Source organism: Winogradskya consettensis (genome assembly GCF_018332715.1).
GTDB lineage: Bacteria > Actinomycetota > Actinomycetes > Mycobacteriales > Micromonosporaceae > Actinoplanes > Actinoplanes consettensis.
Genome location: NZ_BOQP01000060.1, coordinates 1 through 25,455 on the forward strand (window position 1 = coordinate 1; position 25,455 = coordinate 25,455).

The following is a 25,455-nucleotide window of genomic DNA, read 5'->3' on the forward strand; positions in this document are numbered from 1 at the left end:
ACCGCACCCCACCCAGACCGCCCGGCGATGACACCCGACGAGATCGGTTGGCGCCGTCATGGCAGCGAGTTCGGTGGCCAGTCGCCGGTCCGAGCCATCCGAAGACGTGAACCATCCGCACCCCCGCACCGCCCCCGACCGAGCCACCTTGCGACCAAGTCCAACCCCATCCGGCCGGCTATATCCCCCAGAGCCCCACAGCGCCAGGCCACCGCCCGCTCCAGGGCCAACGCCCGCCAGGGCCAACGCCCGTCCGAGCAACCGTCCCAGCCGCCACTCACCCCGCCAGCCCCTTCCCCGGGCACAGCAAAGCGGGGCAGAGCCTCACCGGCCCCACCCCGCCAAATCCTGCTGCGCTACCCGCCCCACCGCGCTCAGCGCGGTACGGGTGGACGTTACTTCTTGGCCGCCTTCGGGTCCGGGGAGTCCGAGGTCGACAGTGCGGCGATGAAGGCTTCCTGGGGGACCTCGACGCGGCCCACCATCTTCATGCGCTTCTTGCCTTCCTTCTGCTTCTCCAGGAGTTTGCGCTTGCGGCTGATGTCGCCGCCGTAGCACTTGGCGAGGACGTCCTTGCGGATGGCGCGGATTGTTTCGCGGGCGATGATGCGGCTGCCGATCGCGGCCTGGATGGGGACCTCGTACTGCTGGCGGGGGATCAGCTTTTGCAGCTTGCCGGCCATGGAGACGCCGTAGTTGTAGGCCTTGTCCTTGTGAACGATCGCGCTGAAGGCGTCGACCGGTTCGCCGTGGAGGAGGATGTCGACCTTGACGAGGTCGGCGGCCTGCTCGCCGGAGGGTTCGTAGTCGAGGGAGGCGTACCCCTTGGTTTTGCTCTTCAGCTGGTCGAAGAAGTCGTAGATGATCTCGCCGAGGGGGAGCGTGTAGCGCAGTTCGACCCGCTCGGAGGAGAGGTACTCCATGCCGAGCATGGTGCCGCGGCGGCTTTGGCACAGTTCCATGACGGCGCCCACGAATTCGTTGGGGACCAGCACGGTGGCTCGTACGGTGGGTTCCCGGATCTCGGCGATCTTGCCTTCGGGGAATTCGCTGGGGTTGGTGACCGTGGACTCTTTCATGTCCTCGGTGATCACCTGGTAGATCACGTTGGGCGCGGTGGAGATCAGGTCGAGGTTGAACTCGCGTTCGAGGCGCTCGGAGATGATCTCCAGGTGGAGCAGGCCGAGGAAGCCGCAGCGGAAGCCGAAGCCGAGCGCGGTGGAGGTCTCGGGCTCGTAGACCAGGGCGGCGTCGTTGAGCTTGAGCTTGTCGAGCGCGTCACGCAGCGCCGGGTAGTCCGAGCCGTCGATCGGGTAGAGGCCGGAGTAGACCATCGGCCGCGGGTCCTTGTAGCCGCCGAGGGCTTCCTTGGCCGGTCGGTTGTGACCGGTGACGGTGTCGCCGACCCGGGACTGGCGCACGTCCTTCACGCCGGTGATCATGTAGCCGACCTCGCCGACGCCCAGCGCGCCGGCTTTCTCCATCTCGGGCGAGACGACACCGATCTCGAGCAGCTCGTGCACGGCCCCGGTGGACATCATCTTGATCTTGTCGCGGGCCTCGATCCGGCCGTCGATCACCCGGACGTACGTGACGACGCCGCGATAGACGTCGTACACGGAGTCGAAGATCATCGCGCGGGCCGGGGCGTCGGCGTCGCCGACGGGCGCCACGAACTCCCGGACGATCTCGTCGAGCAGGTGCTCGACGCCCTCGCCGGTCTTGCCGGAGACCTTGAGAACGTCGCTCGGCTCGCACCCGATGAGCTTGGCGAGCTCCTCGGCGTACTTCTCGGGCTGCGCGGCCGGCAGGTCGATCTTGTTGAGGACCGGGATGATCCGCAGGTCGTTCTCCATGGCCAGGTACAGGTTGGCCAGGGTCTGCGCCTCGATGCCCTGCGCGGCGTCGACGAGCAGGACCGCGCCCTCACAGGCGGCGAGGCTGCGCGACACCTCGTAGGTGAAGTCGACGTGACCGGGGGTATCGATCATGTTGAGCACGGCGGTCTCGCCCTGCTTGTCGCCGTTACGGATCACCCAGGGCATCCGCACGGCCTGGCTCTTGATCGTGATCCCGCGCTCGCGCTCGATGTCCATACGGTCGAGGTACTGCGCGCGCATCTGCCGCGGATCGACCACGCCGGTGATCTGCAACATCCGGTCGGCCAGGGTCGACTTGCCGTGGTCGATGTGGGCAATGATGCAGAAGTTCCGGATGCGACGCGGATCGGTCGCTCCGATGATGTTCACGCCGGGGTCGAGCGGTCCAGGCACGTTCGTCCGTTCTGAAGCAGTGGTCAGGTCCGACATTCAAGGGGCCGGTCAAGGGAGACCGACCACTCCATGGTCCCACGTCGCGCCGCCCCGGCCCGATGAGACCCGATCAGCGACCCCGGCCCACCTCTCACACCTTCGTCAACGCCCGGTGCGGCCGGGCCGGAACCTCGGCGACAACGACATCTCCGGGCCTGATCTCCCCACCGCGGAGCACAACCGCCATGACACCCGCCTTCCGCACGACCCCACCCTGCTCATCGCGCCCGAGAACCTCCTTGAGCAGCCCTGGCCGGAACCGGTTGATCTGCGCACACGGATTCCGGAGCCCGGTGATGACCACCGCTGGCCGCGCGTCCCCGTCACTCCGCTCGAGCTCGGCAGTGATCGCCTCTCCCATCACCGCCACGGTGTCGGCAATCTCGTCATCCAGCACCGCACGCCGGGCCGCAGCAAGAACGTCCAGGGCACTGCCGGGCTCCACGGTCTGGCGCACGGGGGCATTCAAGCCGAACCGCAGCACCGTCCCGCACGGCAACCCGAGCAGGTCGAGCCCCACGGTCGTCACGTTCTCCCCGAGCCCGCCGTCCGGCACCTCATAACCCTTGGCGCCGACCTCCCCGAACAATTCGGACTGGATGAGGTGCACCTGCCGGAGATTGGGCTGCGAAGGATCGGCGGCGACCCGCGACCGGTGCCGGACGGTCACCCCCGCATGGATGTCACCCAGCACTCCCAGCCCCGGCACCAGCACGATCCGCTCCCGGTTCGGTTTGCTGAACGAATACACGTCGTTGCAGCTCACAGCCGCGACACCGCCCTGCAGCACAGCACTCATAGCCCGATCCTCCCGAGGCCCGGGCCCGCCGGCAACGGAGATACCAGCAACGGAGATCCCGGCCACCGAGATCCCGGCCACGGAGATGTCAGTCCGGCGGCTCCAGGAAGAGGGAGGAGAGCCTCGGCAACCGCTTCTGCATCTCCTCCTCATCGTCGAAGTCCCAGAGCATCGCGGCATCGGGCCGCCCCGGTGGCGCGTCGCTCGGCGGCATCTCCTGGTCGGTGGCCTGTCGATATGCCTCTCCCGCGATGCCGAGCACCTCTTCGGCCTCGAACACCGCGCCCGTCGTGGCGGCGGCACGGACCGACGGAAGATCGGCCAGGGAGTCGGGCTCGCGGACGGCACGGGCCAGAACCTCGCGGCCGTTGGCGACGAGCCAGCCGCGGAAGTGGTCGAATCCGTCTTCGGAACAGCCGCCGTTGATCAGGTAGGCGGCGGCCCAGAGGTCCTCCTTGCCGGAGGCGCCCATGACTTTGTCGAGATGGCGGCCCCAGGCCACGATCTCGTCGGGTTCGCGGGTGGCAAGCTCCGCGATGGCGCGGCTGGCCACCTCACCGGGCGAACCCGGCCGGTCGGCAGTCGCCCGGTCGATGACCGCCCAGAAGTCGTCCGTTCTCATGCGCACAGCCTGCCAGCCGGGTACGACAAAATCGGGGATCCCGAGAGCAGGATGGACGCATGCGTCCCGTGTCACTTCCCGAGATCGCGTACGGCGCTACGAGCGTACGGCCGCATTGGTCTGATCTGCCCTTGCCCCTTCGGGCCGCGATCGATGATCGGCTGGGGTCTCCCGTCGCTGCCGCAACCACCGCGGGCGGGGGTTTCACCAGGGCTTTCGCGAGCGTCGTCGAGACCGCGACGGGCGAGCGGGCCTTCCTGAAGGCAGCCCCACTTCACGATCCGAATTCCGACGCGTACGCCCGTGAGGCGACCATCACATCCGCACTGCCGATCGAGGTACGCGCCCCACGTCCCCGCTGGACGCTCGTGACCGAGGGCTACTTCGTTCTCTGCCTGGACGCGATCGACGGCCGGATCCCCGCCCTGCCCTGGAAACCCGAGGACCTCCGAGCAACCCTCAACGCCTGGCACCGGTCCGCCACGGCACTGCAGAACCCACCGCGAGACCTGCGACTTCCCCCTCTGGATCATCTCGTACGCACGGAGCTCTCCCACTGGTCCGAGATCTTCGCGGGGCGGACACCACTCCCACCGTCACCGCCCTGGGTCCCGGCCCGGCTCGAAACCCTCGCAGCACTCGAACAACGCCTCCCCGACCTGGTCAAAGGCCCGGGAATGCTCCACGGCGACCTGCGAATAGACAACACCCTCATCGATGGGTACGGGCAGGCGTGGCTGTGCGACTGGACCTGGCCGGCCACGGGACAGCCGTGGTTCGACACGGTGACACTGCTCATCACGGCGTACGCCAGCGGCCTCGACACGGACCGCCTCCTGGAGCCGTGGAACGCCCCGCCGGAGGGGATCGACGGCGCCCTCGCCGCGATGGGCGGCTACTGGCTCACCCGCGCGGCAGGCGGCCCGAGCAGCGCCTCACCGCACAGCCGGCAGCACCAGAGATTCAGCGGCCGGCAGGCCCTGGCCTGGCTGGCCGATCGCCGAGGGTGGTCCTGAGCTGCCGTTTCGCGCGTGCTGCGGGCGCTCGATTTGGGCGGCGTGAGAGGAGCCTGATACATTGGTACGTCGCGTGTGGTGACGCGTTCATGCGTGCTGCCACTCGCCCAGTTACTCGGTTTGTCAGTTACACCGCAAGATCAGTTACTCGGTTTGTCAGTTACACGGCAAGATCAGCTACACAGCAAGATCAGTTACTTCGTAAGACCAGTTGTTCAGTAGTAGCCAGTACATGATTCTTCGAATCATCCGAACTAGTCAGGACAAGGCTGTCGCGTGGCGAACATCAAGTCCCAGATCAAGCGCAACCGCCAGAACGAGAAGGCCCGGCTGCGCAACAAGTCGGTCAAGTCGTCTCTGAAGACCGTGATCCGCAAGCTGCACGAGGCGGGCGACGCGGGCAACACCGAGTCGGCCACCGCGCTCCTGCGTGACGCCTCGCGCCAGCTCGACAAGGCCGTCAGCAAGGGTGTCATCCACAAGAACCAGGCGGCCAACCGCAAGTCGGCCATCGCCAAGAAGATCGCCGCCCTGTCGGCCTGATCATCGCAGGGCTCGCTCGCGGCGCCGACGCGCCCAAGCGTCCCGAGCCGCCGCGAGGAGCCGTCTGAGCAAGGCGGCCGCACTCGTGCGTCTCTGCGTGCTGATCACTCGGCAGCAGGATCAACGCACTCCAGGCATCGCCGGACCCAGGTCCAGCGATGCCTGAGTCGTTTCCACCCCGCAGTCCGGCATCAACCGGTCCCGGGACCAGGCGGACCATCACGAGTCGCTGACAGGCCACCCTGATGCCCCGCCCGGCACCAGCCGTCCGTGCCGCCGGCCTGTGGGCCATCCAGGCTCACACCCCCGCCCCACCGAAGAGCCGCTTGCCTTCCCGGCTATTTGAGCCCCCTTGGGCGCCCGATCCGCACTATGCGATGGGTTCCGTAGATCGAAGCCGGACGTTGCGGCGGGAGCGACACGCCCGAATTAGGCCGTCCATGCGATTCGACCCCGGACGATCGGTCGTGATGTGCGTCGGATCACTCCGGGTCCTCAATTCAGACATCCAGCCTGATCGAGCGGTTTTGCCACCGAGCCGACATACCAGTCGGCCGATATGTCTGGTTTCGCATTCCATGATCAGAGAGCTGCGCGTAGGAGTGAGCCTTCGGGAAGTGTCGGACCCACGTGCAAAGATTTTGACCGTGAACAGCGCCCCGCCCGCCCCGTTGGTCCTCGTCCAAGGTGACGAGGAATTGCTCGCCGCCCGGGCCGTCACCACGACGGTTGACGCCGCGCGTGCGGCCGACCCCGGGGCCGACGTGCGGGAGTATGAGGCCGGCCAGCTCTCCCCCGGCGAGGTCGCCGAGATGCTGAGCCCCTCGCTGTTCGGCGGTCAGCGGGTGCTCGTGATCCGCGCGGGGCAGGATGCGCGTAAGGATCTCGTCGCGGCGCTCCTGGCGTACGCGAAGAATCCCGATCCTGAAGTGACCTTGATCGTCACCCACCTGGGCGGGGCCAAGGGCAAGGCGTTCGCCGACGGCCTCAAGAGCGCCGGGGCGACCGTGGTGCCCGCCGCGAAGCTGAAGGGTGAGCGGGAGCGCATCGCGTTCGTCCGTGACGAGTTCCGGCGCAACGGCGGCAGATGCGACGAGGCCACGGCGTCCGCGCTGATCCAAGCCGTCGGCACCGATCTGCGCGAGATCGCCGCAGCCTGCTCCCAGCTGCTCGCCGACACCGACGGCAAGATGAGCGCCGAGGTGGTGGCTCGTTACTACAAGGGCCGCGCCGAGGTCAGCGGCTTCGCGGTGGCCGACGCGGCGATGATCGGTGACGTCCCCGCAGCCCTCGAGGCCCTGCGCTGGGCCCTGCACGTCGGTGTCGATCCGGTGCCGATCGCTGACGCACTCGCCGACGGCGTGCGCACGGTCGCCCGCGTCGCCTCCGCCGGCCGCGGCAACCCCTACCAGATGGCCAGCTCACTGGGCATGCCCGCGTGGAAGATCCAGAAGGCACAGGAACGCAGCCGAGGCTGGAGCCCCGAAGGCCTCGTCGACGCCATGCGCGCCGCAGCCGACTGCAACGCCGCGGTCAAGGGCGGCGCCGAGGACCGCGGCTACGCCCTGGAAGTCGCGGTCTTCGCCGTGGCCCGGGCCCGCCACGCGGGAGGATCCCGATGACCCGTTCCCGCCGCGCCGGCCTCTCCCGCGAAGAAGTCAGCCAGCAACCCCTCTACGCCCGCCTCCTCGGCCTGCAGTACCTGGCCCCCAGCGGCTTCCTCTGCTTCGTCTTCCTGGAAGGCGCGGTGGCCCTCGGCATCCTCCTGGCCCTCGCCGAGCTGGTCAGCTGGTGGGGCGTCGTGGTCCTACCCCTCACGGTCGCCGCCATGGTCAAGCTCAACGACATCGTCGCCGGCGCCCTCACCACCCGCCCCACCATCCCCACCCCTGCCACCGCCGCGCTGACCTCCTCCCCCCACCGCGCCCCCACCCCCGCAACGTCCCGCAACCCCCACGCCCGCGAGTCCCACTCCCGCGAGCCGAAAATCAGCACCCCGGAAATCAGCAAACCCGAAATCAGCACCCCCGAATTCAGCGCGCCCGGAGCCCGCAGCACCAACGCGGGCCCCGCCGGATTCCGCGACCCCGCCCCCCGCACCGCCACCGCCTACCCCTCTGCCGCCGTCACCTCGGTGATCGACCTGTCCGCAACCTCGGTAACCGACACCACACCAGCGGAAGAAACAGTCCGTCTATCCGCCACGGCGCTGTCCCGAATGGCCACCCCACCCACCCCGGAAGACGGCCCCACCGTCCGCCTCCACCCACGCTCGGACCAGCCCCCCGCAGCCATCGAGTCCACCACGAGCTACGGCTCAACCCCGAGCGGCGAGCCAACTCCCAGCTCCGGATCGAGCTCGGGCGTCGAGCTGGCTGTCGGCTACGGGTCGAGCTCAGGCACCGAACGCGCCGCGGGCTACGGGTCGAGCTCGGCCACCGAGCCTGCTGCGGGCTACGGGTCGAGCTCCGCCACCGAACGCGCCGCGGGCTACGGATCAAGCTCCGCCATCGAACGCGCCGCGGAACATCGCTCGGGGCCCGAGCGCGACCAGCGCAATCCAGGCGGGCCGACCAGCGACCCGGCATCGAAAACCGGTTCAGGCCCGATCACCGACTTCGGCGCGAACTACCGATCAGCGTCGGCCGGCACCACCGACACCGACGCCGACCAGGGACAATCCGAGGCGCCGACCGACGGCGAGACAACGCCTCCCCGAAGCTGGGGCTGGGGTTTACCCACCCGCGAAGCAAACCAGGACGCCCCCGCCCGAAGCTGGTCCAAGCAGGGCCGCTCAGCCCGCCGGGCGGCAAAACGAGGATCCTCCGCGACCAGATCCACCGAACCCACCCAACGCAAGGTCCCACCCCTCGGGCCCGAACCAACCCTGACCACCTTGCCCCGCCAACTGACAAGCGGCCGCACAACCCAGCCCGACGACAAAGAACAAGGGACACCCGGCCCCGCCTCCCCCTTCGGCCCCGGCTCCTCCCTAGACGCCGGCGGCCCCATCGCCACCGGTTGGCCCAGCGCCCCAAGCTCTTCCGACTCCCCCACCTCCGCCGAGTCGCCCGGCTCCTCCAAGTCCTCCAGCTCCCGGTCGTCCGGGTCCTCCAGCTCTTCTAGGTCATCCGGGTCATCCGGGTCATCCGGCGCGTCTGGGTCATCCGGCGGGAGCAACAGAGACGCGAACGCAGGATCGCAGGATCGCAAGCCGGGCGTAGATACCGATTCAAGCGGGCGTGGCGACTCCCCGGCCGAAGGCTCGGGCAAATCCAGCCCTGCCGCAGGTGGAGACCCAATCACCTGGAGCGCGGAAGCCGTAACCATCAACGGGACCACCCCAGCACGCCAATGGGCCGACCAGCTAGACGACCACCAGCGAGCTCGCCAGTCAGCAGCACGCCGCTACGAGTAAGCAACCCAGAACAGCTGATCACGCCGGCGCCAGCTCGCGAATATCCCCGCAGCGCAGCCGATCAGGTGCCGGCATACGTGCGCCTCCCTAAGCACAGCCGATCATGTTCCGGCACGCGAATTCCCCTGAGCGCAGCCGATCGTGTCGGCATACGAGCGCTTCCCTAACACAGCTGATCGCTTGCTGGCATGCGAGCGCTCCTCCAAGCACAGCTGATATGTCTGCCGGCATGGGAGCGCCCCTCTGAGCTCAGTTGATCCCGGATGTCCGCGATCCCGGCCCGCGTGCACCTCCGTTGCTCCGGGCTCGACGCCTTCGCGGCCCGCGGAAATGAGCTGGCTGGACATGGACCGGCTCAGTGCCTGGCTATCCTCATGACCCAGGTCACCCCCGGCGGTCCGTCACGTTCTTGGACGGCCGTTCGTCCCTCTCCCGTATCCATTGAGAGGAGCGGACGATGAAGATCGCGGTTGCGGGCGGCACGGGACTCACCGGGCGGCACGTAGTGCGGGCGCTGAGGGCGGCAGGGCATGAGCCGATCACGCTGGCTCGGGCGGAGGGCGTGGACCTGGTGACCGGGGCCGGGCTTGATGCGGCGCTGACCGGTGCCGACGCGGTGATCGACGTGAGCAATGTCAGCACGATGAAACGCGACGTGGCGGTTGCCTTCTTCGACAAGGCGGGTCGCAATCTGGCCGGCGCGGCCGACCGGGCCGGCATTCGGCACCTCGTCAGCCTGTCGATCGTGGGCGTCGAGGTGGTCAAGAACCCTTACTACGCCGGCAAGATCCGCCAAGAGGAGATCGTCCGCGAGGGCCGTGTCCCGTGGACCATCCTGCGCGCGACACAGTTCCACGAATTCGCGGGCCAGCTGCTCAGCGGCCTTCCCGGCCCGGTCGCCCTGGTGCCCACCATGAAAACCCAGCCCATCGCCGTACGCGAGGTGGCCCGAGCCCTCGTCGACCTGGCCGCCGAGCAGACGCCCCAGGGCATGGCCCCGGAACTGGCAGGCCCCCAGGTCGAATCCATGGTGACCATGACCCGCCGCCTCATCGCCGCGGGGGGCGCCCGCCGCCGCCCGGTCCTGCCCCTCTGGCTCCCCGGCCCCATGAGCACCGGAGGTCTACTACCCACCGCCCCGGGCCCCCGCGGCACAGCAACCTTCGACGAATGGCTGGCCGCCCCCTCCGACGCGACCAACTGACCCAACGCCACTCCCGCAGAACACGGCGCAACGCCTCAGACTCCCGCCATGCACCGCGCGACGCCTCAGACTCCCGTCACGAGCAACCAGCCCATCAAAGTCAGGCCTCCACCGAGCCGCGCAGGACTGGACACGACGGGACCAGCCCGAGCAGCGCGGGACAGAGTGAGACCGACCCGCACGAGACGGGACAGGACCGAGCCGTGCGGAACAAGACAGGATGAGGCCAGACAGCGCACGGCCGGAGCCCAGCTAGGCAGTCGAAGCCGAGCAAGTTCGAAGCCAACCCTGACAGGCGACCGACCCGAGCAGGCGAGCCGGACCGGGCCGGACCGGGCCGGGCCGGACCGGGCCCGGCAGGGCAGTGCAGCGCAAGCGGCCCGGGCCGGGCAAGCGGGCCGGGCCGGGCAAGCGGGCCGGGCCGGGCAAGCGGGCCGGGCAAGCGGGCCGGGCAAGCGGGCCGGGCGGGGCAAGCGGGCCGGGCGGGGCAAGCGGGCCGGGCCGGGCCGGGCAAGCGGGGAGGACAAGCGAGGAGGGCAAGCGAGGAGGGCAAGCGAGGAGGGCAGGCAATTAGGCGGAGCTGGGCCGAGTGTCTGTTCAGGGCCGCTCAGCTGACCTGGGTCAGGGTGGCGGTGGGTCGCCGCGGGTGACGACGGCGAGGCCGGTTGGGGTGCGGACCGCGGCCAGGTCGCCTTCCTTGTCCGTGCGCAGGACCCGCGCGCCCCCGCGACTGATCCGGTCGAGCAGAGCCCCGTTCGGATGCCCGTAATCGTTGTCCAGCCCGACCGACACCAGGGCGACAGCCGGGTCGACGGCATCGACGAAGGCGGGCAGTTGGTACGGCGAGCCGTGGTGGGAAACCTTGAGGACGTCCGCGTGGACGGCTTGGGGGCCGAGGTGGTTGAGGAGTTCCTGTTGTTCCTCGGTTTCAGCGTCGCCGGGTAGCAGAACGGTGTGCCCGCCGACCCGGGCGAGCAGGACGAGCGAGTTGTTGTTCGGGTCGGAGTTGGTGCCGTGCAGGGGTTCGAGGGGGCCGAGGACGGTGAGTTCGAGGTCGCCGATCGTGTATCGCCAGCCTGGGCCGACAGCTGCCATGGGGGCTCGTGACCTGGCGGCCTGGGCGGCGACGGAGGCGCGGCCCGCGGGTGGGTCCGGCCAGTCGGGGGTGGCCACTCCCGCGACGGTACGCCCGCGGAAAACCCCTTCGACCCCGCCGATGTGGTCGACGTGGAAGTGGCTGACAACGAAGAGCGCCACCTGTCGTACGCCAAGCCGCCGCAGGCAGTGGTCGACCAGCGTGGCGTCCGGTCCGGCGTCGACCACCACTGCCCGGCCCTCGCCGGCGGGCAGGACGATCGCGTCGCCCTGTCCCACGGCGCAGGTGACCACGAGCCAGTGCGGTGGCGGCCAGCCCGCGGCCATCAGGCGCACGGGCAGCGCGCCCAGCATCGCGCTCACCGCGACGACGGCCACGAGGCGCCGCACCGCGGGCCGTCTGGTGGCCACCAGCGAGGCGACGGTGAGCATCGCGAGCAGCAGCGCCCCGGGGATGCCACCGGGCCAGGGCAGTGCCCCTGCGGGCAGCCGGGCGCCGTGCGTGGCGACGAGGACGAGCCAGCGGGTGGGCCACTGACCGCACCACGCGGCGAACTCGGCGCCTGCGGGCCAGAGGGGTGACAGGACCGCGGCGCTGACGCCGAGCAGGGTGGCGGGTGCGATCGCGGGGACGACCAGCAGGTTTGCGGGCACGGCGACGAGGCTGATGCCGGCGGAGATCCCGGCGACGACCGGACCGCAGGCGACCTGGGCTGCGGCGGGGACGGCGAGTGCCTCGGCGGCCCACGCGGGCCAGCCCCGGCTGGTCAGGGCGTCCCGCCATTTGGGGGCGAGCAGCAGCAGACCGCCGGTGGCCAGGGCCGACAGCGCGAACCCGATGTCGCCGGCGAGTTCCGGGTCGATCACGATCAGCACGGCCACCCCGGCGGCGAGCGCGGGCACGGCGGCACGGGCGCGGCCCACGGCGAGACCGAGGAGCCCGATCGCTCCCATGGCCGCGGCACGCACGACGCTCGGTGACGGTCTTGCGAGGATGACGAACCCGATGAGTGCCACGGCGCAGACCAGCGCGATGACGACGGGGCCGGCCCGGGTCCACCGCACGAGGTAGAGCACGACGCCACAGATGATCGCGACGTTGGCCCCGCTGACCGCCGTCAGGTGAGTCATCCCGGTCGCGCGGAAGTCGTCGTCGAGTGCCTGGTCCATCCGGCTCGTGTCGCCCACGACCAGGCCGGGGAGCAGACCACCGACGTCGTCGGGCAGCGGCGCGCAGGCACGCTGCAGACCCGTTCTCAGCACTCCGGCCGCACGCTGCGACCACGACGACCGGCCGTGCAGCAGGGGCGGGTCCTTCACGGACAGCACGGCCGCGGTGAGATCGCCGCCGCGCGGGGCCTGCAGCCGCCCGGTCGCCGTCACCCGCTGGCCCGGCAGCAGTGGCCGCCATCCGGGGTCGGAGCCCAGCACCAGGCCTCGCGCGGCGAGGCGGAACGAGGGGCCGTCCGGCGGATGAACCGCCGTCAGGTCGACGGGGATCAGGTAGGTGGGCGGCAGCCCCGGTGAGCCGTCCAGTGCCCGGGGATCGTCGCGGACCGTGAGCTCGACCCGGACGGCGGCACCCGCGTTGACGAGGCCGGCCAGCGGCGCGGCCTCGCGTGCGTGAACCCGCGCGGCGGTCGCGACGGCCCCGCATGCCGCGCCGAGCAGCAGCGACAGGACGATCCAGCGAGAGACGCCGAGACGTGCGACGCGCGTGGACAGCCCGGCGACCACGAGGAAGGTGACTCCGAGGATCAGCCCGGTCCGCGCGGACAGATAGAGGCCGGCCAGGGCGGTGAGCCAGAGGGAGACGGCGAAACCGGCGAGACGGAGGTCGGGCGTCACACCGTCACCAGGTCTTTCAGCTGCTCGTAGCGGGCCGTGCCGATGCCGTCCACCTTCTGCAGATCGCTCACCGCCTTGAAACCGCCCTGCGCGTCGCGGGCGGCGAGGATCCGCTGAGCCAGCACCTGCCCCACGCCGGGGAGCGTGTCGAGATCCGCCAGGGTCGCGGTGTTGAGATTCACCAGGCCACCGGCGGGGGCGGGAGCACCGGCGGGGCCGGGGGCGGGAACACCCGGGGGCAGGCTGGCGCCGACCATGATGAGCTCGCCGTCGATCACCTTGCGGGCCAGGTTGAGCGGAGCCACGTCGACTCCGGGCTGGGCGCCGCCTGCCGCCTGGAGGGCGTCGGCCACCCGGGCTCCGGGGGCGAGGTTCACCACACCCGGCTTACGAACCTTGCCCGCCACCGCGACCACGACCACCGGCGCCGATGCCGCAGCCACCGACGTAACGACGAGGGACCCGGGGAGCGCGAGCGGTGGCGGCACGGGGTCGACCTGGGGACGGGAATGCCAGGCGAGGACCGCCGCGATGAGGACCACTGAGACAGCGACGGCGGCGAGGGCCCGCACGCCACGGCTCCCGGGATCGAAGAGGTTCAGCCGGGAAGGGGCAGGCGACGGCGGCGACTCGTCACGCAGTGGGGTGTCCGCGGCGGTCCACGCCGGACGATGGGCGAGGTCTTCCGCGAGCGGTGGCAGGTCGGCGGCCGACGGCGGGTCGGGCAGGGTGACGTCGTCCGGCCAGCCGTGGGCATCATGCGGCCATCCGGGAATCGCCTCCGACCACCCGGGCACCACATCAGCCCAGTTGAGCGGCCCCCCACCACCCACCGAGGGAGAAGCCGCCACCGGCAGCGGCGCCGGCAGCGGCAGCGGCGCCGGCAAAGACGGCAGCGGCGCCGGCACAACGGGGAGAACAGCGGCCGGAGCGCCGGGAGGAGAGGCCCAGGGGGAGGCAGGAGGGGGTTTGGCCGGGCGGGACAGGATCGAGTCGAGCCGGCTCTGGACGAGTTCTTCGGGGGTGTTCGCCTCACTCACGCCGCCGACCGTAGGGTTCTCGGACCGGCACCCGCTCGGGTGCCTGTGGATGGACGCGCGTTGTGGATAACCGGGGGCGACATGGAATCCGTGCTGGAGCAGGTAGTCCTGAGGCTCAGATCGGCCGGCTGCGTCTTCGCGGAGGAAGAGGCCGCGATGCTGACCGGGGCCGCACCCACCCCCGAGAAGCTGGAAGAACTGGTCGAACGGAGGGCCCAGGGCGAACCCCTCGAACAGGTGGTCGGATATGCCATCTTCTGCGGCGAGAAGATCCACCTCCGCCCCGGCGTATTCGTCCCCCGCGTACGCAGCGAGCTCCTGGTCCGGATAGCAGCCGAGAACGCCACGAACAACACTGTGGTCGTCGACCTCTGCTGCGGCTCCGGAGCGCTGGGCAAGGCGGTACACCGGCGCGTACCCGGAATGGCGCTCTATGCCGCGGACAGCGACCCCACCGCTGTGGCCTGCGCCAAGGACAACATCGGCCCGGAGAACGTCTTCCAGGGTGACCTTTTCGCAGCCCTGCCCGCCCACCTGAAAGGCGGTGTCAACGTGCTGATCGCCAACGTCCCCTACGTCGCGACCAGGCACATCCCGTTCCTGCCCGCCGAGGCCCGCGACCATGAACCCCGCGAGGCGCTGGACGGCGGCGACGACGGGCTCGACGTGTTCCGTGCAGTTCTGAAAGAGGCCAAAACGTGGCTGGCCCCGGGGGGAATCCTGCTCTCCGAGATCACCGAGGCTCAGATCAGCACCGCGACTGATGTGGTACGCGCAACAGCCCTGCACCCCGCGATCCACATCGACGAAGATCTCGAAGCCACGGTCGTGACAGCCACCGCGCTGAACCGATAAAGTCAGCGGCTCGAAACAGAGGAGACCGATGGGCCTGTTCCGCAGAGCCGCTCGGGCGCGCCTGGCCAGTCAGGTCATCAAGCGCCTGCGCCGCGCCGGCATGCGGGACGCCCGATATCACTCCGCCTCTTTCACGGTCCGTTTCACGCGCCCCGGCGACGACCAGCCGAACGTCCTGCGCCTGGAGGAGGTCCGGAAGGGCCACGTGGACCGTTTTGTCACCGGCCTGGTCCGCGCCAAGGGTCTCCCGGCGACCTGGGCCGAGGCCCGCCCCCTGTTGCGCCCGGTCCTGCGCGGCGCTACCACCACGGCCGATGTCCTGGCGCCCCTCTGCCGTCCCGCGTTCCCGTTCCTGGCCGAGTTCGTGGTGGTCGACCAGCCCGACACGATGACCTACGTGAACGCGACGCACGGCTGGGGCGTGACCGACGACGAGATCTTCGCCGCCGCCCGTGGCAATCTCTCGGGCGCCAAGCTGGTCGGCGTCGCCGAGGAACCGGTCGTCGTGCAGTTCGTGGACGACGGCGACTCCTACTGGACCTCGCACCTGCTGCTGGACGGCTGGCTGGCAGCGCTGGCCGGTCAGGTCGGCGGCAACCCGGTCGCATTCGCTCCCGAGCGTGGGTTGCTGCTGGTCACCGCCGAGGACAGCGATCACCTGCCCGAGCTCTTCGCCCGCGCCGAGATGATCTACCTGGCCTCACCCCGCGCCATCAGCCCCGCACCTTACATATCGGGCAAAGACCGGAAGACGCAGCCGTATCATCAGGAAAATTGCAAAGCCAGGATAAAGCGCGCGGAAGCCGTCCTAGCTGCCAAAGAGTACGCCCGTCAAGCCCAGCAAATCGACAACGCCGCCGAGCTCCTGATCACCGACGACGGCCGCACCAGAGCCGTCTGGCCCAGGAACGAACCCACCCTGCTCCCCAGGGCCGACGAGATCCAGTACGGCGAGACGATCACCGCCTGGGAGGACCTCGAACCCCACCTCACCCCGCAGGGCCTCAACCCCGAACGCTGGCGAGCGGAAACCTGGCCCCAGAACTAGGTCCGCCGGTGAACAACCACCCCGGCCGCCCCAGGACCGACGTGAGCGGCCACCACAGCCCCGATCTCGGTGATGTAGCAGTCCCGCAGCCGGTCCCCCAGCCGCATCGCCACGGCGTCGGCCAGCGCCCCCGCCCGATCGGCGGCCTCGAGATGATGGACGGCGATGTCGACCTCCCCGCTCCCGGAGGCCTCGACCGTCAGATCCACCAGCCGCGCGAGCGCCCGCCCCGCCGTCCGCACCTTGTCGCGCACGACGATCGCCCCGTCCACCATGTGCAGGATCGGTTTGACGGCCAGCGCGGTCCCGAGCAGCGCGGACGCGGCACCGATCCGTCCCCCGCGACGCAGGAATTCGAGGGTGTCCACGTAGAAGAGCGTCGACACCCGGCTCGCATGATCAGCCGCCTGATCGCGTACACCGGACAGATCTGAACCTTGACCCGCCGCCGTGGCCGCAGCCAGCGCCGCAAAGCCCAGCCCCATGCCCGTGGTTTTGCTGTCCACGACCTGGACCTGCGCGCCGACCTCGGTCGCCGCCAGCTGCGCGGCCTCATACGTGCCGGACAGCTTGGCGGACAGGTGCACCGACACGATGCCGTCAGCGCCGGAGGAGAGCAGCTTCCGGTACGCCGTGACGAACTGCTCCGGCGCCGGCCGTGACGTGCTGACGGCGGCACGCCGTGCACCCAGCGCACGCGCCACCTCGGCCGGGGAGATCTCGTCCCCCTCGAGCCCTTCGTCACCGTTGATGACGACGGTCAGCGGGACGACGGTGAGATCGTACGTCCCGTGCAGCTCCGGTGGCAGGTACGCGGTGGAGTCGGTGACAACCGCGACGGGCATGCGGGCACCGTAACCGATGCGGGGCTAACTTACCTGGATCGAGGTGACGAGGAACGGCGTTCCCTGCATGCAGGTCGTCATCATGCCCTTCACGGTGTGCCCGGTCACCGTGACCGTTGCCCCCGCCGTGGCGATCGACTTCTGCGCGTCGTCCTTGATGATCAGCAGATGCTTGTCGAGCAGGATGCAGCCGGGCTCGACCCCGGCATCAATGGTCCCGGAGATCGTGATGTCACCGGCGGAAGGAACCGAGGAGGCGGAAGGAGCCGAGGAATCGGAAGGAGCGGGCACGCTGGACACCTCGATAGCGCTGGGAGCAGCGGGGGCCGGAGAGCCGCTTTGCCCGCCGTTGGCACACCCGGCAAGGCAAGTGAGCGCAACGGCGGCAGTCAAGGCAAGTCGTCGCAAGGTCATGGTCCCTCAGACGCTACCGGCCATGGATCCGGTTCCCATGGACAGGATTAAACCGGCGGTGGAACGGGACGTTCGGAGAACGGCCCGACGTTGTACGCCGCCAGCTGCCACCCCCGCGACCCGTCGTGGCTCAGCTCGACCCAGTGGCAATTCTGCAGCGCCCGCAGGCTCCGCAACTGCTCGCGCGGCCAGCCCAGCAGGTGCCCGACACCCGAGCGGGCCGCGGCGCCATGGGTGGCCACGACGACCGTGCCCCCGGCCGGCACCAGATCGGCAGCTGCCTGGAGCCCGTCGGCGACGCGCTCGCCCAGGTCATCGAGCGTCTCGACGTCACCGCCGATGACGTCGGCACCGGCGGTCCAGCGGGCGTGCTCGTCAGGGCGCTGCTCGGCGACCTCGGCCATGGTGAGGCCCTGCCACTGCCCGAAGTACCGCTCCCGCAGCCGTTTGTCGTAGCTCGGCGACAGACCAGTCAGCGCGGCGAGCGCTGCGGCCGTGTCGGAGGCGCGGACCAGGTCGCTGGAGACGAGCACGTCGGGGCGCAGCCGCACGAGCAGCTCCGCCGCGTCGACGGCCTGCTGACGGCCGAGATCGTTGAGCGGCACGTCGGTCTGGCCCTGGACGCGGTGTCCCGCGTTCCAGTCCGTGTTGCCGTGCCGCCAGACGATCAGGCGCGTCGTGGTCATGCGGTTTCGGCGTCGACCATGTCGCGGTCGACGAACTCCACCGTGGGGCAGTCCTTCCACAGCCGGTCGAGCGCGTAGAACTCGCGCTCCTCGGTGTGCTGGACGTGCACCACGATGTCGATGAAGTCGAGCAGCACCCAGCGGCCCTGCCGTTCGCCCTCGCGGCGGACCGGCTTGACCTTCTCGGGGAGGTTGAGCAGGGCCTCCTCGATCGCGTCGACGATCGCGATCACCTGGCGCTCGTTGGAGGCCGAGGCGATGACGAAGGCGTCGGTGATGTAGAGCTGCTCGCCGACATCGATGATGACGATGTCCTGCGCCTTCTTGTCCGCGGCTGCCTGCGCCGCAGTCAGCGCGAGCTCGCGGGCGCGTTCGGTGACGGGCACCGGTCTCCCCTCGTTCGGTTTACAGAGGTACAAGCCTCTCACACGGGGCCGACAATCCCTCAGGCGTGATTCACCACAAAGGGCACATTACTCACGATAAAGTTCGCGCTTCGCGATGTACTGCACCACACCATCGGGCACGAGGTACCAGACGGGCTCCCCCTGGACCACCCTTGCCCGGCACGCACTGGACGAGATCGCCATGGCGGGGACCTCCACCAGCGTGGCGGTGTGGTCCGGCAGATGCTCGTCGGAGAGCTCGAAACCCGGCCGGGTCACGCCGACGAAGTGCGCCAGCGAGAGCATCTCCAGCGCGTCCTTCCACGACAGGATCTTGGCGAGCGCGTCGGCGCCGGTGATGAAGTACAGCTCGACCTCGGGCCCGTAGAGCGCGTTGAAGTCACGCAGGGTGTCGATCGTGTACGTCGGTCCGTCCCGGTCGATGTCGGCACGGCTCACGTGGAACCGCGGGTTCGACGCCGTCGCGATGACCGTCATGAGATACCGGTCCTCGGGCGGGCTGACCGCGCCGCCCTTCTGATAGGGCTGCCCGGTCGGGACGAAGACGACCTCGTCCAGGTCGAAGCGGCTCTGCACCTCGCTGGCCGCCACCAGGTGACCGTGGTGGATCGGGTCGAACGTGCCGCCCATGATCCCGATCCGTCGCCGCTCACGCATCGACGAATACTAGATCAACCGTCGAGCCGCTTGCGGACGGCGCTGAGCAGGCCCTCGGCGGTGAACGGCTTCTCCAGCAGCGCCACGCCGGGGTCGAGCGTTCCCTGTGAGGCAAGCACCGGCTGGGCGTACCCGGACATGTAGAGCACGCGGGTGTCCGGGCGGGCGTCGACCAGCCGCTCGGCCAGCTCGTTGCCGAGCATCCCCGGCATCACCACATCACTGAGCAGCAGGTCGATGGCGCCTTCGTGCAGTGCCGCGAGCTCCAGAGCCATCGGGCCGTCGTCCGCGGCGAGCACCCGGTAACCGGCGCCGGAAAGGATCCGCCCGGCCACGTCCCGCAGCGCCGCCTCGTCCTCGACCACCAGCAGGGTCTCCCCCCGGCCGTCGACGTCGGCAGGAGAAGCGGACGGTGAAGCGACGGGCGACGAGCAGGCGGGCAACAGTACGGTGACCGTGGTGCCCACCCCCGGTGAGGAGACGAGGCTGACGCTGCCACCCGCCTGGCTGACGATCCCGTAGACGGTGGCCAGCCCCAGCCCGGTCGCCTCGTGATTGGGCTTGGTGGTGAAGAACGGCTCGAACGCCCGCTCGATCACGTCCGGCGTCATCCCCCGGCCGGAGTCGCACACCCGCAGCCGGACGTATTCGCCGGGAGCCAGCTCAGGGTGCTCGCCCACGCCCAGGTGCACAGCTGCCGTGTCGATGACCAGGTTGCCGCCCGAAGGCATCGCGATTCGCGCGTTGTCGGCCAGGCTGATCAGCACCTGCTCGATCTGCCCCGGGTCGATGGTGATCGACGGCAGCGGCGACGCGGGCCGGACGGTCAGCTCGATCTCATCACCCAGCGTCAACTGGCCGACAGCGCCGGTCACGGCCCCGTTGAGATCGACGACCTCGGGGCGTACGACCTCCCGGCGCGCGAATTTGAGCAGCTGATGGGTGAGGGTGGTGCCCCGCTCCCCCGCCTTCAGCACCTGCCGGGCGTCCGACGCCACCGCGGCCAGGTCCGGCGTCGGCGACTCCGCCTCCTCGATCACGAAGTTGGCATAGTTGACGATCACCCCGAGCAGGTTGTTGAAGTCGTGGGCCACCCCGCCGGCGAGCTGACCCAGCGCCTCCAGCCGGCGATGCCGCTGACTGGCTGCCTCGGCCCGCAGGTCATGGCGCTCGGTGACGTCCCGGATTACCAGGATCGTCCGCGAGTCGACCACGGACAGTGACACCTCGGCGGGGAACTCGCTGCCGTCGCGGCGCCTGCCCAGCGCGATCGCGCCCGCCCGGAAGCCGTCGATGAACAGCAGGTCCGCCGCCAGTCCCAGGAGTTCGATCCGGCCGCGGCCGAAGGTCTCCTGCGCCTGATCGTTGACCAGCACGATCCGCCCCGCGTCCAGGACCAGCACCGCATCCTGGACGGCGGACAGCAGACCCTTGGACAGTCCCTCGGACCATTCCACCGCTCACCCCCGTATCACGAGGCTAAGGCCTGCGCGGGGGCGGAAAGGAGGATTCCGGTTATCCCCGGGCGAGCAGGGCACGCCGGACGTCGTCATCGCCGTCCGTCACCACCCGATGCATGATCGACGAGATGTCCCGCGAGGCCATCAGCTCCGCGGCGAGGCGCCGGGTCTCCGCCGCCACCACCACCGACGGGTACGCCATGACAGCCACCCGCTCCCCACTCATCCCGCCCCGCCGTGCCAGCATCTGCGGCACATCGGTGAAGTACCGCTCGGCGTACGGGCTGACGACAGCAAGCTGTTCCGGCTGCCAGAAGCCCTGCGCCGTCGCCTCCAGCAACCGGTTCGAGGCATCCGGATCGTTGATCAGGTAATCCCAGGCCCGAGCCTTGGCATCAGCGTCGGGCAGCGCCGCACGGCACCGGGCGGCCCACTGCTCACCGAAGGCGCTCCGGTCGGCTTCGTACTGAGCTTCAACGGCGTCGGCGTCGGCGCCGGCCGCACCGAGCACCACGAGGCGGTAGAGGATCAGCCAGCGCAGATCGTCGTCGACGGCCACGCCCTGCGGGACGGCGTCGCCGTCGAGCCAGCCACGCAGCCGCGCGGTGTCGGTCGTCGCGCCGACCAGGCCGCGCACCCCCGCGAGCTGGCGTGAGCTGCCCGCCTCGGCGGCGGCCACCAGCCGGTCACAGGCCTGCGCGAGCAGTTCGAGGGCGGCGGGCCGGGTCTCCGGCGCCGGGTAGCGGTCGACCAGGTCGCGGGTCGTCCGCAGCACGTCCTCGATCACCACGACCTCGCGCTCCACGGGCAGCGCGGCCAGCACCAGCGTCACCAGCTCGGCGACCGGGCGCTCGCCGTCGGTCACGGAATCGAGCGTCGAGCTCCACAGCACGGCCCGGGCCAGGGAGTCGTCGAGCAGCGGCAGGATCCTCGGCACGGCATCCGCGGAGGCCTCGTCCAGCCGGATCTTGGCGTAGGACAGGTCACCGTCGTTGACCAGCAGCAGGTCCGCCACGGGTTCACCGGCGAGCTCGGGCAGGACCGTACGCCCGCCGTCACGCTCCGGGTCCAGCTCGGCCTCGACGCGCTTGCGCAGTGTCACGACCCCGTCGGCGCCGTGGTCGTACAGTCCGGCGAAGAGCTTGTGCGGGCGCAGCGTCGGGTAGTCGTCCGGCGCGGTCTGCACGAGCGTGACCTGCGCATAGGTGCCGTCCTCGGCCCGCTCGACCTCCGCGCGCACGGTGTTGACCTGGGCGCTGCGCAGCCAGAGGCCGGCCCAGGCCGACAGATCGCGCCCGCTGGACCGGGAGATCGCCTCGAGCAGATCGGCGAGCGTGGCATTGGCGTACGCGTGCGCGGCGAAATGCTCGTTCAACCCCGCCAGGAACGCCTTGTCCCCCACGTACGCGACGAGCTGCCGCAGCACCGCCGCACCCTTCGCGTACGAGATGCCGTCGAAGTTGAGCAGCGCGAGCGCGGTGTCCGAGACATCGTCGGGTGCCACCGGGTGGGTCGACGGGCGCTGGTCCGCGCGGATGCCCCAGGCCTTGCGCTGCATCGCGAACGTCGTCCACGCGTCGGTGAACTCGGTCGCCTCGGCGGTGATCCGGCTGCCCAGATATTCGGCGAACGACTCGTTGAGCCAGAGGTCGTCCCACCACGCCATGGTCACCAGGTCACCGAACCACTGGTGGGCCATCTCGTGCGCGATCACCATCGCGCGCTGCTCACGCTCACCGTCGGTGACCGCGGACCGGAAGATGTACTCGTCGCGAAACACCACGATGCCCGGGTTCTCCATCGCGCCGAAGTTGAACTCCGGGACGAAGGCCTGACCGTAGTGGCCGAACGCGTACCGCACGTCGAAGATCTCGTGGTAGCGGTCGAGGCACTGCTTGGTGATCGTGAAGATCTCCGCGGACTGCTCGTCGAGCTGCTCCGCGAGGGCCTGCCGGGCGTAGATCGCCAGCGGGATGCCGTCGTGCTCGTCGGTGCACGCGTGGTACGGCCCGGCGATCAGCGAGGCGAAGTACGTCGACAACGGCTTGGTGGTGCGGAACCGCCACACCCCGTCCACCGGTTCGCCGTCCAGCTCGCCGTTCGCGGCCACGATCCAGTCGGCCGGCGCCGTGACGGTGAGCGTGAAGGGCGCCTTGAGGTCCGGCTGGTCGAAGCACGGAAAGATCCGGCGGGCACCGTCGAGGAACATCTGCGCGTAGAGGTAGACCCGGCCGTCGGCGGGGTCGACGAAACGGTGCAGGCCCTCGCCGCTGCGCGAGTAGCGCATCACGCCCTCGACCACGAGCTCGTTGCCGGCCGCCAGGCCTTCGAGCGTGAGCCGCTCGCCGGCGAGGGCGGAGGCGTCGACGGCCGCGCCGTTCAGGGTCGCTGACAGCAGCTCGACCGGCTCCAGCTCGAGGAACGTCGAAGCGCCCGGCTCGGCGTCGAAACTGACCACCGTGCGGGAACGGAATGTGTCTCCGGCGCCCGTCAGGTCGAGATCGATGCGGTACCCGGTGACGGTGACGGTGGCGGCCCGGGCGGTAGCCTCGGCGCGGGTCAAGCTCGGCATGCCGCTCATCATGCCCGCCGCCTGCGGTCCTGGCTCGCCGCGACGCCGGTGGTGACGAAAAACTCGTGATCATGGCTCATCCCGTGCCCTCGGGTGCCGACAGATGAGGTCATGCGAGTCAGGCGCTCCCGCGACGACGGGTTCACGATGATGGAGGTCGTCGTCGCGCTCGCCCTGATCAGCGCGATGATGGCGGCGCTGGGGACGTATTTCGCCGCGTCCGTGCGTACCAGCCGCTATCAATCACAGATCCAGACCGCGACGCGCCTTGCCCAGGCCGGGATGGAATCAGCCCGCGGCTTCGGCGGCCCCACCCTGCTGGTCGGGCGGGCGCAGTGCGGCAGCTGCCTCAATCTGAGTGTCTTTGACACGTACGGCTACCTGTCGAACACCACCCGCTGGGACGCCCCCGTCTCCGGGGTGAGCCCGACCGTGCCGATCCCCGACACGCAGGACCTCGCCCTGACCGCCAACAAGGTCAAGTACTACCGGTACTTCCTGGTCGGCCGCTGCTGGCAGCCCCGCGCCGGGGGCACGTGCGGCACCGACCCGGCGCAGCCCGTGCAGATGGTCCGCCTGGTCGTGGCGATCACCTGGACGTCGTCCGACTGCAAGTACGCCACGTGCATCCGCGCGGCGACGTCGCTGTTCAGCGCGGAGCCCGCCGACCCGGTCTTCAGCCAGTGAACCGCCGGAGCGACGACCGCGGCTCGCTGCCCGCCGCCATGCTGTTGATCATCATCGGGCTCGGGCTCAGCGGCCTGCTCGCCGCGACGGTCGGCTCCCAGATCACCGGCACCCGGTCGACGATCCACAGCTCCGAGGCGATCGACGCCGCACAGACCGGCATCGACGTCGCACTCGGTCACATCCGGATCGCGACCAACAGCGACGGCACCGGCAACCCGGCCGCGCTGCCCTGCGGCCCGTTCACGGGCTCGGTCAACGCGGCGACCGACCAGACGTACACCGTGAGCATCTACTACCTGCGGACCCAGCCACCGGCCGGCGACGTGGCCTGGGCCGCGGCCAACAGGATGGCGTGCACCAGCGCCTATCTGACCGGCAGCGAGACACCGGTCTACGTGCTGCTCTCCTCGACCGGCAAGGCGCTGAGCAGCGATGTCTCTCCACGCACGGTCACGGCCACCTACACGCTGCACAGTAGGACCCGGGAAAACATCGCCGGCGGGCTGATCCACATCCTCGGCAACCACACGCCTGACCTGTGCTTCTCCGCGCCCAGCACCACACCGGCCGCCGGGGCGGCGCTGACGCTGCAGGTGTGTGACAGCAACGACGACAAGCAGAAGTTCGCGTACGTCTCGAACCTGAATCTGGTCCTGACCGCCTCCCGCGCGACCGGTGGAACCGGCATGTGCCTCGACGCCGCGCCCACCCAGAACGAGCAGGTCGTCTTCCGGGCGTGCGCGGCCACCACCGCCGAGCGCCAGCAGTGGAGCCTCAACGACCGGGCGAACTTCGAGGGCACGAAGAACGGCGACAAGGACCGGCAGTGCTTCCACGTCGTGAACCCGGGCCAGGCGGGCAGCACCATCGCGTTGCACGCCGTCGCCAGTGACCCGTCGAACGTCTCGCAGTACGACGCGGCGTGCGACGGCGACTACACGATCACCCGCAGTTTCCAGCCGGACGCCGCGGTCGGCACCGGTGGCGCGGGCGAGAAGACGAACCAGCTGGTCAACTTCGAGCAGTTCGGCCGCTGCCTCGACGTATCCGCCGACAACACGAGCGCGGCGTACATGGTCATCTGGCCGTGCAAGCAGAGCCCGACCGGCACCGTGCAGTGGAACCAGGTCTGGCATCTGCCGGCCGTCGCGACCGGTCAGACCAGCGGCACCGGGGTCATCTGGCTCGCCAACAAGTACGGCGTGAAGTACTGCCTCACCAGCCCCGGCCGAACCAGCTACCCGACGCTGGTGACCTGCAACCCGGCCGCGACGCCCACTGCGGCGCTCACGTGGACCCGGCGGGCCAACACGGGGGTCTTCGGCAACGCGTACCGGATCGAGACGACCTACAACGCGCCTGCCGGAACGATCTGGTGCTTGGCTCCCACGGACGCCACGGTTGACGCCTGGACCACCGGCACGGCCATCAGCAAGGGCACGCTCGCGGTCTGCGACGGCTCCCGGGGCCAGAAGTGGAACGCCGACCCGATGGTGCTCAGCTCAGCGATAACCGACGTGAGCGAGAAGTGACTTCTCGAACCAGATCCGTTCACCGTACGTAGCCGTCTGCGAGTAACCCGCCGACCGGTACAGCGCGATCATGGCCGGATGGTGAACGCAGCCCTCCATCCGCAGCAGCGGACGATCCACGGCCAGCGCCTCTTCCTCCAGCGCGACGACCAGCTGCCCGGCGATGCCCCTGCCCCGGAACGCCGGCCGCACGAAGATCCGCCTGAGCACGGCCGCACCCGGCTCCATCGCCTGCCAGCCGCCGCACGCGACGACCCGGCCCCGCACCACGACGACCAGGTAGGCGATGTCGTCCCGGTTGTTCTCCACCTGCCCGAGCTCCTGCTGCTGGCTCAGCAGCAGGGCGGCGAGCTCGGGATCCGGGAACGCACGGGACTCGATCAGCATGGGCG

General features: G+C 69.7%; 22 protein-coding genes. 9 read left to right on the forward strand and 13 right to left on the reverse strand.

Going from position 1 to position 25,455, the window contains the following annotated elements:
* Positions 1–395: 395 nt before the first annotated feature.
* From lepA to Aco04nite_RS44825, 3 genes are all read right to left on the reverse strand, one after another.
* Entirely contained in the window at positions 396–2,309 is a 1,914-nt protein-coding gene (lepA, locus tag Aco04nite_RS44815; RefSeq protein ID WP_244876758.1) for a translation elongation factor 4, read from the reverse strand.
* Between the two features lie 94 nt (positions 2,310–2,403).
* Entirely contained in the window at positions 2,404–3,111 is a 708-nt protein-coding gene (locus Aco04nite_RS44820; RefSeq protein ID WP_213003285.1) for an MOSC domain-containing protein, read from the reverse strand.
* A gap of 88 nt (positions 3,112–3,199) precedes the next feature.
* On the reverse strand, positions 3,200–3,733 hold the full coding sequence (locus tag Aco04nite_RS44825; protein WP_213003286.1) for a DUF4240 domain-containing protein: 534 nt from the start codon (positions 3,731–3,733) through the stop codon (positions 3,200–3,202).
* Between the two features lie 131 nt (positions 3,734–3,864).
* On the opposite strand from Aco04nite_RS44825, the gene Aco04nite_RS44830 reads away from it, so the two are divergent.
* The 5 genes from Aco04nite_RS44830 (at position 3,865) to Aco04nite_RS44850 (ending at position 9,914) form a co-directional block, all read left to right on the forward strand.
* Positions 3,865–4,749, forward strand: coding sequence for a phosphotransferase family protein (locus Aco04nite_RS44830; RefSeq protein WP_308161734.1), 885 nt, complete (start codon positions 3,865–3,867; stop codon positions 4,747–4,749).
* A gap of 276 nt (positions 4,750–5,025) precedes the next feature.
* On the forward strand, positions 5,026–5,292 hold the full coding sequence (rpsT, locus tag Aco04nite_RS44835) for a 30S ribosomal protein S20 (RefSeq protein WP_203841413.1): 267 nt from the start codon (positions 5,026–5,028) through the stop codon (positions 5,290–5,292).
* 647 nt (positions 5,293–5,939) lie between these two features.
* Positions 5,940–6,914, forward strand: a complete 975-nt coding sequence (gene holA / locus Aco04nite_RS44840; protein ID WP_244876759.1) for a DNA polymerase III subunit delta — start codon at positions 5,940–5,942, stop codon at positions 6,912–6,914.
* A complete protein-coding gene (locus Aco04nite_RS50335; protein ID WP_438875001.1) occupies positions 6,911–8,710 on the forward strand; it encodes a hypothetical protein in 1,800 nt (599 codons plus the stop codon). The genes holA and Aco04nite_RS50335 overlap by 4 nt, the downstream gene beginning before the upstream one ends.
* Before the next feature lie 457 nt (positions 8,711–9,167).
* Complete coding sequence (locus tag Aco04nite_RS44850) at positions 9,168–9,914, forward strand: SDR family oxidoreductase (protein WP_213003289.1); 747 nt, start codon at positions 9,168–9,170, stop codon at positions 9,912–9,914.
* Positions 9,915–10,535: 621 nt separating this feature from the next.
* Here Aco04nite_RS44850 and Aco04nite_RS44855 read toward each other — a convergent pair.
* Complete coding sequence (locus Aco04nite_RS44855) at positions 10,536–12,857, reverse strand: ComEC/Rec2 family competence protein (protein WP_213003290.1); 2,322 nt, start codon at positions 12,855–12,857, stop codon at positions 10,536–10,538.
* Positions 12,854–13,897 (reverse strand): ComEA family DNA-binding protein, encoded by a 1,044-nt coding sequence (locus Aco04nite_RS44860; RefSeq protein ID WP_438875002.1) that lies wholly within the window; start codon positions 13,895–13,897, stop codon positions 12,854–12,856. The genes Aco04nite_RS44855 and Aco04nite_RS44860 overlap by 4 nt, the downstream gene beginning before the upstream one ends.
* 81 nt (positions 13,898–13,978) lie before the next feature.
* On the opposite strand from Aco04nite_RS44860, the gene Aco04nite_RS44865 reads away from it, so the two are divergent.
* Together Aco04nite_RS44865 and Aco04nite_RS44870 are read left to right on the forward strand one after the other, a co-directional pair.
* A complete protein-coding gene (locus Aco04nite_RS44865) occupies positions 13,979–14,752 on the forward strand; it encodes a putative protein N(5)-glutamine methyltransferase (protein ID WP_213003291.1) in 774 nt (257 codons plus the stop codon).
* A 28-nt stretch (positions 14,753–14,780) separates the two neighbouring features.
* Positions 14,781–15,800, forward strand: coding sequence for a hypothetical protein (locus Aco04nite_RS44870; RefSeq protein ID WP_213003292.1), 1,020 nt, complete (start codon positions 14,781–14,783; stop codon positions 15,798–15,800).
* Here the strand turns inward: Aco04nite_RS44870 and Aco04nite_RS44875 are convergent.
* From Aco04nite_RS44875 to pepN, 7 genes are all read right to left on the reverse strand, one after another.
* Positions 15,797–16,645, reverse strand: a complete 849-nt coding sequence (locus tag Aco04nite_RS44875) for a DegV family protein (protein WP_213003293.1) — start codon at positions 16,643–16,645, stop codon at positions 15,797–15,799. The genes Aco04nite_RS44870 and Aco04nite_RS44875 overlap by 4 nt on opposite strands.
* Before the next feature lie 24 nt (positions 16,646–16,669).
* Positions 16,670–16,936 carry a hypothetical protein gene (locus Aco04nite_RS44880; RefSeq protein ID WP_213003294.1) on the reverse strand — a complete coding sequence of 89 codons (267 nt, stop codon included), beginning with the start codon at positions 16,934–16,936 and terminating at the stop codon, positions 16,670–16,672.
* Between the two features lie 170 nt (positions 16,937–17,106).
* The gene (locus Aco04nite_RS44885; protein WP_213003295.1) at positions 17,107–17,745 is read right to left on the reverse strand and encodes a histidine phosphatase family protein; all 639 of its coding nucleotides are present in this window, start codon (positions 17,743–17,745) and stop codon (positions 17,107–17,109) included.
* On the reverse strand, positions 17,742–18,131 hold the full coding sequence (gene rsfS / locus Aco04nite_RS44890) for a ribosome silencing factor (RefSeq protein ID WP_203841423.1): 390 nt from the start codon (positions 18,129–18,131) through the stop codon (positions 17,742–17,744). Before rsfS ends, Aco04nite_RS44885 begins: the two co-directional genes overlap by 4 nt.
* An 87-nt stretch (positions 18,132–18,218) precedes the next feature.
* Positions 18,219–18,809, reverse strand: a complete 591-nt coding sequence (gene nadD, locus Aco04nite_RS44895; RefSeq protein ID WP_213003296.1) for a nicotinate-nucleotide adenylyltransferase — start codon at positions 18,807–18,809, stop codon at positions 18,219–18,221.
* Positions 18,810–18,823: 14 nt separating this feature from the next.
* A complete protein-coding gene (locus Aco04nite_RS44900) occupies positions 18,824–20,266 on the reverse strand; it encodes a PAS domain-containing hybrid sensor histidine kinase/response regulator (protein ID WP_213003297.1) in 1,443 nt (480 codons plus the stop codon).
* A gap of 58 nt (positions 20,267–20,324) precedes the next feature.
* Positions 20,325–22,841, reverse strand: coding sequence for an aminopeptidase N (pepN, locus tag Aco04nite_RS44905; protein WP_213003298.1), 2,517 nt, complete (start codon positions 22,839–22,841; stop codon positions 20,325–20,327).
* 111 nt (positions 22,842–22,952) lie between these two features.
* Between pepN and Aco04nite_RS44910 the strand changes: the two genes are divergently transcribed.
* Both Aco04nite_RS44910 and Aco04nite_RS44915 read left to right on the forward strand, forming a co-directional pair.
* Positions 22,953–23,528 carry a prepilin-type N-terminal cleavage/methylation domain-containing protein gene (locus Aco04nite_RS44910; RefSeq protein WP_213003299.1) on the forward strand — a complete coding sequence of 192 codons (576 nt, stop codon included), beginning with the start codon at positions 22,953–22,955 and terminating at the stop codon, positions 23,526–23,528.
* Positions 23,525–25,063 carry a ricin-type beta-trefoil lectin domain protein gene (locus tag Aco04nite_RS44915; protein ID WP_213003300.1) on the forward strand — a complete coding sequence of 513 codons (1,539 nt, stop codon included), beginning with the start codon at positions 23,525–23,527 and terminating at the stop codon, positions 25,061–25,063. Before Aco04nite_RS44910 ends, Aco04nite_RS44915 begins: the two co-directional genes overlap by 4 nt.
* Here the strand turns inward: Aco04nite_RS44915 and Aco04nite_RS44920 are convergent.
* Positions 25,034–25,450: a GNAT family N-acetyltransferase gene (locus tag Aco04nite_RS44920; protein ID WP_213003301.1), complete on the reverse strand. Its 417-nt coding sequence runs from the start codon at positions 25,448–25,450 to the stop codon at positions 25,034–25,036. The two genes, Aco04nite_RS44915 and Aco04nite_RS44920, sit on opposite strands and share 30 nt — an antisense overlap.
* Positions 25,451–25,455: the final 5 nt, after the last annotated feature.

What these genes read in the sequence shown, in the direction of transcription:
- Aco04nite_RS44910 (WP_213003299.1), top strand. Translation starts at nt 22,953, where the DNA reads ATGCGAGTCAGGCGCTCCCGCGACGACGGGTTCACGATGATGGAGGTC.
- Aco04nite_RS44875 (WP_213003293.1), bottom strand. Translation starts at nt 16,645, where the DNA reads ATGCCCGTCGCGGTTGTCACCGACTCCACCGCGTACCTGCCACCGGAG.
- Aco04nite_RS44865 (WP_213003291.1), top strand. Translation starts at nt 13,979, where the DNA reads ATGGAATCCGTGCTGGAGCAGGTAGTCCTGAGGCTCAGATCGGCCGGC.
- pepN (WP_213003298.1), bottom strand. Translation starts at nt 22,841, where the DNA reads ATGCCGAGCTTGACCCGCGCCGAGGCTACCGCCCGGGCCGCCACCGTC.
- Aco04nite_RS44870 (WP_213003292.1), top strand. Translation starts at nt 14,781, where the DNA reads ATGGGCCTGTTCCGCAGAGCCGCTCGGGCGCGCCTGGCCAGTCAGGTC.
- Aco04nite_RS50335 (WP_438875001.1), top strand. Translation starts at nt 6,911, where the DNA reads ATGACCCGTTCCCGCCGCGCCGGCCTCTCCCGCGAAGAAGTCAGCCAG.
- Aco04nite_RS44920 (WP_213003301.1), bottom strand. Translation starts at nt 25,450, where the DNA reads ATGCTGATCGAGTCCCGTGCGTTCCCGGATCCCGAGCTCGCCGCCCTG.
- lepA (WP_244876758.1), bottom strand. Translation starts at nt 2,309, where the DNA reads ATGTCGGACCTGACCACTGCTTCAGAACGGACGAACGTGCCTGGACCG.
- Aco04nite_RS44825 (WP_213003286.1), bottom strand. Translation starts at nt 3,733, where the DNA reads ATGAGAACGGACGACTTCTGGGCGGTCATCGACCGGGCGACTGCCGAC.
- nadD (WP_213003296.1), bottom strand. Translation starts at nt 18,809, where the DNA reads ATGCGTGAGCGGCGACGGATCGGGATCATGGGCGGCACGTTCGACCCG.
- Aco04nite_RS44820 (WP_213003285.1), bottom strand. Translation starts at nt 3,111, where the DNA reads ATGAGTGCTGTGCTGCAGGGCGGTGTCGCGGCTGTGAGCTGCAACGAC.
- Aco04nite_RS44885 (WP_213003295.1), bottom strand. Translation starts at nt 17,745, where the DNA reads ATGACCACGACGCGCCTGATCGTCTGGCGGCACGGCAACACGGACTGG.
- Aco04nite_RS44850 (WP_213003289.1), top strand. Translation starts at nt 9,168, where the DNA reads ATGAAGATCGCGGTTGCGGGCGGCACGGGACTCACCGGGCGGCACGTA.